This window comes from Cellulomonas sp. URHE0023 (assembly GCF_000688475.1).
GTDB lineage: Bacteria > Actinomycetota > Actinomycetes > Actinomycetales > Cellulomonadaceae > Cellulomonas.
Map to the genome: position 1 here is coordinate 1 of NZ_JIAN01000004.1, position 1,259 is coordinate 1,259.

General features: G+C 56.5%; 1 rRNA gene. It reads right to left on the minus strand.

Annotation, left to right across the window (positions count from 1 at the left end):
• Nucleotides 1–36: 36 nt before the first annotated feature.
• Nucleotides 37–1,259: ribosomal RNA gene (locus N553_RS0100030) — 23S ribosomal RNA — on the minus strand; the annotation flags it as partial.

The window sequence follows — 1,259 nt, forward strand, 5'->3', positions numbered from 1 at the left end:
GCACAGTGGACGCGTAGCACATTGACTTGAATGAATGTGATGAAGTTGTCGGCTTATTAGTACCGGTCAGCTGCGAGGGTCGTTAGTCCCCTCTTCCACATCCGGCCTATCTACCCAGTGGTCTAGCTGGGAGCCTCTCGGGGATCAAGTCCCCATGGAAACCTCATCTTGAAGCAGGCTTCCCGCTTAGATGCTTTCAGCGGTTATCCCTTCCGAACGTAGCCAACCAGCCGTGCTCCTGGCGGAACAACTGGCACACCAGAGGTTCGTCCGTCCCGGTCCTCTCGTACTAGGGACAGCCCTTCTCAAGTTTCCTGCGCGCGCAGCGGATAGGGACCGAACTGTCTCACGACGTTCTAAACCCAGCTCGCGTACCGCTTTAATGGGCGAACAGCCCAACCCTTGGGACCTACTCCAGCCCCAGGATGCGACGAGCCGACATCGAGGTGCCAAACCATGCCGTCGATATGGACTCTTGGGCAAGATCAGCCTGTTATCCCCGGGGTACCTTTTATCCGTTGAGCGACGGCGCTTCCACAAGCCACCGCCGGATCACTAGTTCCGACTTTCGTCCCTGCTCGACCTGTCAGTCTCACAGTCAAGCTCCCTTGTGCACTTGCACTCGCCACCTGATTGCCAACCAGGCTGAGGGAACCTTTGAGCGCCTCCGTTACATTTTAGGAGGCAACCGCCCCAGTTAAACTACCCACCAGGCACTGTCCCTAGTCCGGATCACGGACCGAGGTTAGATATCCAGAGCGACCAGAGTGGTATTTCAACGTTGACTCCACCGACACTGGCGTGCCGGCTTCACAGTCTCCCACCTATCCTACACAAGCCGCACCGAACACCAATACCAAGCTATAGTAAAGGTCCCGGGGTCTTTCCGTCCTGCTGCGCGTAACGAGCATCTTTACTCGTAGTGCAATTTCGCCGAGTTCGCGGTTGAGACAGCGGAGAAGTCGTTACGCCATTCGTGCAGGTCGGAACTTACCCGACAAGGAATTTCGCTACCTTAGGATGGTTATAGTTACCACCGCCGTTTACTGGGGCTTAAATTCTGAGCTTCGCCTTGCGGCTGACCCGTCCTCTTAACCTTCCAGCACCGGGCAGGCGTCAGTCCGTATACATCGTCTTGCGACTTCGCACGGACCTGTGTTTTTAGTAAACAGTCGCTTCTCCCTGGTCTCTGCGGCCCTTCACGCTAACCGAGCAAGTCGGATCACGCTTCAGGCCCCCCTTCTCCCGAAGTTACGGGG